The sequence below is a fragment of the Streptomyces boluensis genome (assembly GCF_009908195.1).
Taxonomy (GTDB): domain Bacteria; phylum Actinomycetota; class Actinomycetes; order Streptomycetales; family Streptomycetaceae; genus Streptomyces; species Streptomyces boluensis.
On record NZ_JAAAHS010000019.1, the window covers coordinates 36,082 to 42,486 of the forward strand.

Annotated in this window: 5 protein-coding genes and 1 pseudogene; 3 read left to right on the top strand and 3 right to left on the bottom strand. The window is 67.2% G+C overall.

Annotated elements, in window-relative coordinates; translation table 11 throughout:
- The first annotated feature begins 67 nt into the window (after nt 1–67).
- Entirely contained in the window at nt 68–1,120 is a 1,053-nt protein-coding gene (locus tag GUY60_RS04835; RefSeq protein ID WP_187369932.1) for a hypothetical protein, read from the top strand.
- 154 nt (nt 1,121–1,274) lie between these two features.
- Complete coding sequence (locus tag GUY60_RS04840; RefSeq protein WP_161694106.1) at nt 1,275–1,979, top strand: hypothetical protein; 705 nt, start codon at nt 1,275–1,277, stop codon at nt 1,977–1,979.
- Between the two features lie 56 nt (nt 1,980–2,035).
- Here the strand turns inward: GUY60_RS04840 and GUY60_RS04845 are convergent, their stop codons facing one another.
- From GUY60_RS04845 to GUY60_RS04855, 3 genes and pseudogenes are all read right to left on the bottom strand, one after another.
- Nucleotides 2,036–2,491: a hypothetical protein gene (locus tag GUY60_RS04845; RefSeq protein ID WP_161694108.1), complete on the bottom strand. Its 456-nt coding sequence runs from the start codon at nt 2,489–2,491 to the stop codon at nt 2,036–2,038.
- A 505-nt stretch (nt 2,492–2,996) separates the two neighbouring features.
- Nucleotides 2,997–3,277 (bottom strand): annotated as a pseudogene (gene trxA, locus GUY60_RS04850) (thioredoxin).
- An 84-nt stretch (nt 3,278–3,361) separates the two neighbouring features.
- The gene (locus GUY60_RS04855) at nt 3,362–4,597 is read right to left on the bottom strand and encodes a lipase family protein (RefSeq protein WP_312866186.1); all 1,236 of its coding nucleotides are present in this window, start codon (nt 4,595–4,597) and stop codon (nt 3,362–3,364) included.
- Nucleotides 4,598–5,208: 611 nt separating this feature from the next.
- Between GUY60_RS04855 and GUY60_RS04860 the strand changes: the two genes are divergently transcribed.
- Nucleotides 5,209–5,823, top strand: a complete 615-nt coding sequence (locus GUY60_RS04860; protein ID WP_161694110.1) for a class I SAM-dependent methyltransferase — start codon at nt 5,209–5,211, stop codon at nt 5,821–5,823.
- The last annotated feature ends 582 nt before the right edge of the window (nt 5,824–6,405 follow it).

Sequence of the window (6,405 nt, forward strand, 5' to 3'; positions counted from 1 at the left end):
ACCCGGGGCCGGCAGGCCTAGCGTCGGCACATTCATAGGTGCCCGGACCGGGATCGGAGGACTGCACGTGACGGACGCAGCGAACACACGAGGAGCCCACGCGACGGCGGCTGCCCAACCGGCACCCGTCAGCGGCGAAGCCGTCCTCGCCCTCAACACCGCGATGACGGAGGTCTACGACGACGCACTGGCCGTCCACCACGAGCGGATGCTCGCCACCACCCCGGTGATCCTGGGACTGTTCGACGGAGCCGGCGGCCGCATGCGCCTCTACCGTCCCGGGCAGCCCGTGGAGGAGGCACCGCCCGTCCCGGTGCGCTACCAGTACTTCAAGTCCGTGGCCCACAGCACCCTCGCCATCTACGAGATCGTCGAACGCCACGGTGACGACCCCGGCGCCCTCGGCCCCGCGCTCGACGCGTTCGGTGACGCCAACCACCTGGCCCTGGACCGGCTCACCGAACTCGGCCTGGCCACTGCCGAACAGGGCGTACTCGCCTCGGTGCTCCACCGCAACCGCCACTTCCTCGAACACGCCACCACCCCGGACGTCCCGGTCCGGGCGGAGCTCGCCGCGTACGCCCGCGCGTCCACCCCCGACCTCCTGGACCTGATCGACCTGGCCGCCGAGACCCAGGTCTCGCACTGGATGGCCCGCCTCGACCACTGGCGTAGCACCTTGGCGGACTCCTGGACACACGTGCACGCCGTCGTGAACACCCTCTACGTGACCCGCCAGCAGAACATCCTCTTCACGCTCCTCGCGCAGTTCATGGGCGAGGAAGCCATCGGGGACCGGCTGCTGCTCTTCGAGACCTCGAACTTCACAAGCACCCCCGCTGAGATGCTCGACCTCCTGGCGCGTGTGCACTCCGACCGGGAACTGGGCCGTACCTTCTTCGGCGACCACCACGCGATGAAGGACGCCGACATCCTCGGCGACGCCACACGGCAGGTGATCGAGAAGGAAGCGGCACGCCGAGGCATCACCCCCGTCCTGCCGCCAGTAGCGCCGCTCGACTCCCAGGCATGGCCCTGGCCCACCGACCCCGCCAGCGGCACCGGCCCGTCCACCCTCCGCGAAGCCTCAGGCTGTCCGGCCACCCGCCCCGGCAGGTGAACCTGCCACGCCCGGCCTTGAGCAGGCGACTGTGTAACGGTTGATCACCGCCGCTGTTTTCGCGGAGCGTTGATGGTCTCCTGTTGCCCTCACCAGCGATCTGAACGCCCAAAAACACTCTGCCCAACCGCCGTTGGCACCGAGGAGAAGCCGAATGCCGAACGATGTGCCACCCGCCGATGCGATGCCGCAGGCGAGCGCATCAGCGGACTCCCACGATCGGCCTCTGCCACCCATCGACTGGGCGGCCGTCAGGGAAAGAAAGGATCGCCTCCGCAAGCGACGCAGAATAATCGGCGGAACTGCCGGAGCCACCCTGATCGCCGCCGTATCGATCGGCACCTGGATCACCGCGGGGGACGAAAAGAAGCAGCCGATCAAGCACACGGCCGAGCTGCCGACCGAGTTCGCTGACTATCGACTCGCAGGCCAGGGCCAATCCCTTTGGGACAAGACGGGTACGGGTGAGAACCTCGACCCGTCGTCAAGGACCGCGCATGCAACCTATGTGCGCGCGGACAGCAGGAAATCCTTCATGATCACTCTGGATCTCGACCCGTCCATCGACATGTCAGATCCAGGCGAGGGCGACGATGCCGTCTCGGCGCTCCTCGGCACCTCCGTCGAATCGGGCGAGGCGAAAAGCTACGACCCCGGTCCCATCGGAGGCAAGCTGCGCTGCGTGCGGTACGAGGTCGCCAACACGACCAGCTCACGCTGCATCTGGGGCAACCACGCGGCCACCGTCACAGCCCAGCCGGTCATCACCTCCGGCCCGAGACCGGCCCCGCGTCAAACAGCGGCAGAAGTACGGACCTTCCTCGCCGAACTACACGTACGCGCAGTGAAGTCACGGTAGTTCGGCTGGTGAGTCTGCGGCCATCGAGATGTGACGTCGCTCCGCAACCCACAGTCCTACGGGGCTTCGTGCTGCTGGTACGCAAGCACCGGCACGTGAGGGGCGAACGTGTCCACGGCGCGTTGCAGGCGCTCGAGGTCGAGTCGCCAGAGATTGACGGGCCGACTGGCAAGAAAGAGCTCGTGCTCCACATGGGGAGCGAGTTCGGCCGTCTTGTCGGGCCCGAGCGCGCTGTTCATACCCGCCAGACGCGGCGCTCCGGGGCGGCGATGAACGCCGACGTAGTCCATTGACGGCCCAGCCATGCGCTGCTGCCACACGACCACCGACGTGACGTCCTCCCACGGCACGAACGCCGTCTGGGCTTTATAGCGGGCCGGTGCGCCCCCGAGCAGCACACCCGTACCGTCGACCCGAAAAGCGATCAGACGCTTCCAGCCCGCGCCTCCCAGCAACTGAAAAGGCGTGCGCGTGAAGTACGCCTCGTACACCGCAGGATGAAGATCAGCCATGGCCGGAGGCTACCGGGACGGCCTTTCCACACCGAAGGCGCCCTGCGACAGGTACGCGAACGAACTGCGCTTCGAACTTGATCGCCCAGATGGGCATGTGGTGGGCCAAGAGCCTGTGCGTCCTGGCCGATGGGACGCTCGCCGCAACCGGGGCCGAAGATCAAACTCACTTGATCACCGCGGATCTCACGGTGGTGACCGCACGCCAGACCATGCTCCACCGACAGCACGAGGACGGACCGCGCGACCCGTTCGCCTCGTCGATCAGTACCACTCCGGCCAGCCGACTGCTGTGCACGACCGGCGAGTTCGGGCTCTACAACTACGGTTCCCTGCTCGACAACATCGTGTCGACCACCGAGCAGCCGCTCACGCCCACCTCAAAGCCGACCCTGCAGGCCCTGGCCCCATGGATGCCGACCCCGTCAAGCAGACCGCCTACGTCCTGCACCATGGCCGCTTCTACCGAAGGCCGTGGAGAGGCCGACGGCCGCGAGTTCGTTGTTCATCGGAAAGCAGAGAGCTCTCGCTCCAGCTCGGCCTTGGGCTTGGCGCCGACGAGGGTCTGTACCACGTTGCCGTCCTGGTAGACGTTCATCGTCGGGATGGACATCACGCCGTACCTGGCCGCGGTAGCAGGGTTCTCATCGATGTTGAGCTTGACGACAGTGATCCTCTCGCCGTGCTCTGCGGCGATCGCTTCCAGTGAAAAGGCGCCATCATCCTGCATGGCCCGCACCACTCCGCCCAGAACTCCACCAGGACGGGCTTGGTGCTCTTCAGCACCTTCTCTTCGAAATCGGCGTCAGTCGCGGTGACGGTCGCCCCTGCCGCTGGCGGGCGGGGTCGTGCGGTGGGACGGTTTCGTGGTCAGCAGGTGTTGGGTGCTGTCTTGTTGGTGAAGCGGTCCTTGAGCCAGGGGGCGGCTGTGCTGCTGGTCGCGGCAGCGGCGGCGATGTGTCCGGGGACGTGGTTGCTGGTGTACTTCACCGTGGCGCCGAGCCGGCACCAGTCGGAGGCGAGCTTCTCGCCGACCTTGTGGGGGACGACATCGTCGAGGCGGCTGTGGGACACCAGAACCGGCACGGCGGGCCTTTGGGTGCCGAGGCGCTGGTCGGCCACAATCTTCTTCCAGGGCGCGGACTTGAGGCGCTCGGTCAGCGGCCGGCCGTCCATGGTCAGGGAACGAGACTGCAGGAACGGGTACTTGGCGATGGCCTGGGTCGTGCAGTGGTTGTCCCGAAGGTCGCCCGTCACCCGCTTCCCGTGCCGTGTGAGGTAGGGCTCGATGTCGATGCCGTACGCGGCACCGAGCCCGGACAGGGAGTAGTTGAAGAACGCCCCGTAGGCGGAGCCGTCGAGGTTGGCCGCCACTGCGTCGAGGTCCGCGGGCGGGGCGCCGACCACCGCGCCCTTGATCTTCAGCTCCGGGGCGTAGGAGGGCGCGAGTTCGGCCGCGGCGGCGCTGGCGCCGCCGCCCTGGGAGTACCCGTAGAGGGCAACCGGCCCCGCATTGGGCAGGTGGGCTCCTTGTAGCCGCTGGGCCGCCCGCAGGGAGTCCAGGACCGCACGTCCCTGCGCCTCGCGGGCCATGTAGGTGTGGACTCCGGGAGTGCCCAGGCCCTGGTAGTCGGGCACCACGACGGCCCAGCCCTGGTCGAGGAGATGCTTGATGGGCAGCGCTTCGTACTCGGTGCCTTCGGCCATCTGCCGCGACGGCGCGCACTTGTCCGCGAGCCCCTGCGTGCCGGGGGCGAAGGCGACGATCGGCCGCGGCCCGGGGTGGGCCTTCTTCGGTGTGAGTACGGTGCCGGTGACCGCGATGGGCTTCCCGGTGTGGTCGGTGGTGCGGTACATGATCCGCTCGACGCTCGCGTCGGCCTTGATCAACTTCAGCGGGTCCAGGTGGAAGGCCGCCCGCTCGGAGCGGATCACGTCACCGTTGCGTGTGGGCAGGGTGGCCGGCGGTTCGTAGAACGCCGGCCGGTCCGCGGCCTTGGCCACCCGTGGTGACGAGAGGGCGTCGGCGGACTGCGCGCCGGGGGCCAGACACCAACTCGAACAGGCGGTCAGGACAACAACGGCCAGGCTCGGCAGGACCTTCACGGATGCGTACCCCTCTCGAACAGCGGCCCGCACACCGGACCCTGATCGCGATCTTGAACGCCAGAAGCGCACCCACGAGGCACGCCAAGCGGACAGGTCACCTGATCGGGGGCCTGCCACGACTTTCCGGCGCGGGAAGCTTCTCGACCCGGCCGACCTCGTCCTCCGTGACCGCCCACACTGCGGTCAGCGCGAGGGCGGCAGCGCGGGCCAGGGGCGGCGTTGACCCCGCCTTCATCGAGCCGCACCAGCACGTCGCCGCCCGCGTTCGAGGCACCCTCTCCAACCGGAAATGAGGGCCGAGTGAAGTGACGCAGACTCGACCTCGGCGGACGAGTTGCCGGGCTCGCAAATCCTGCTAGCGAGAAACAGCGCAGCCTCTAGTTATCGACCCGTTGTCGAACGCCCTCGAAGCAGAAGTACGGCCGGCCTTCACCTGATCCTTGGGAAGGCTCACCCGGAAGGCACTCGCACGCGAGCCCGAACACTCTCGGGGGTTGGTCTGCCCTTATGACAGCAGACATGGACGACACGGGTGCATACCTGTCGGAGCGGCTCTGCTCGGGCGGTCACGAAGCGAGCATTCGTGCTGTTCACCTACCCTGTCCGCCATGAGCCGTTGGGAAGAGTTGACCGGTGGGACGTCCGGAGAGGATTACGCTGCCAGGTTCGCGGCGCTGGCCGGCGGTGGCAAGGACATGCACGGTGAGGCACGGTTTTGCGCCGGGCTGGTGCCCGCCGGGGCGCGGGTGCTGGACGCCGGGTGCGGCACCGGCCGGGTCATGATCCGGTTGGCGGAGCTCGGGTACGACTGCGTCGGGGTCGACCTCGACGAGTCCATGCTGGCCGTGGCACGCAGGCAGGCACCGGAACTCCCCTGGATCCAGGCCGACTTGGCCACGTTCAACCCGGCGGACCTCCCTGGCGGCGCCGGCTTCGACCTCGTGGTCGCCGCCGGCAACATCTTCCCCCTCCTCGCGACGGGCACCGAGGCCACGGTGGTCGGCCGCCTGGCCGCGGCGCTGCGCCCGGGCGGCCTGTTGGTCGCCGGATTCGGCCTGGACCGAGCCCATCTGCCGGTACCACCCAGCATCACCCTGCCGGAGTACGACGCCTACTGCGCCGAGGCCGGCCTCACCTTCGTCGACCGTTTCGCGACGTGGGATGCTCACGCCTATGAGGGCGGCGGCTATGCCGTCAGCGTTCATAGGGTGCATCGCGATTGAACGCACGTGGCCGCTGTCACCCAAGCATCGTGGTTTCGCTTGCCCTGGCCGGGGTTTGATGGTGCTTCTGTTCCGGTATTCCATAGGGTTCTTGAGGGTGTTTCAGCCGGGCTATGGTGATGACCAGTTGGAGGCCTCAGCGGAGCCGGTCCGTCTGTATGGGTGTGCGTGTCTATTCCAGAAGCTAGCTGGGCTCTATTTTTGACGCACACGGGTTGGTGGGTATGAGCTGTATCGACCGGTCAGGTCGGATGGATTTCGCATGGTTCACCGGTTTGCTCAACCTCCAGCAGCCGGAGGGGACTTCAGGCCTCGGAAGAGGACCTGCTCGGTTCACACCCCTCCCCAAAGGCAGACCGGAACTGAGATCCGGTCAGGAACGGGAAGTTAAAAACCAACCGACCCCCATTCACCAGCCAGCGCCTTCAAGGAATTCACGGAGTGAATTCCTCGGCCAGAATTGCGGAGCAATTCTGGCCCCGGGCAACGGAGTTGACCGGGAAGAATTCAGGCGGAGCCTGAATTCCCGCGCGGAGCGCGGCAATTCACCCGTCGCGTAGCGACGGCGCGTCGTGTCTGCGG

Bases quoted from the DNA above. Each gene is read 5' to 3' on its own strand.
- GUY60_RS04840 (WP_161694106.1), top strand. From the start codon at position 1,275: ATGCCGAACGATGTGCCACCCGCCGATGCGATGCCGCAGGCGAGCGCA.
- GUY60_RS04845 (WP_161694108.1), bottom strand. From the start codon at position 2,491: ATGGCTGATCTTCATCCTGCGGTGTACGAGGCGTACTTCACGCGCACG.
- GUY60_RS04860 (WP_161694110.1), top strand. From the start codon at position 5,209: ATGAGCCGTTGGGAAGAGTTGACCGGTGGGACGTCCGGAGAGGATTAC.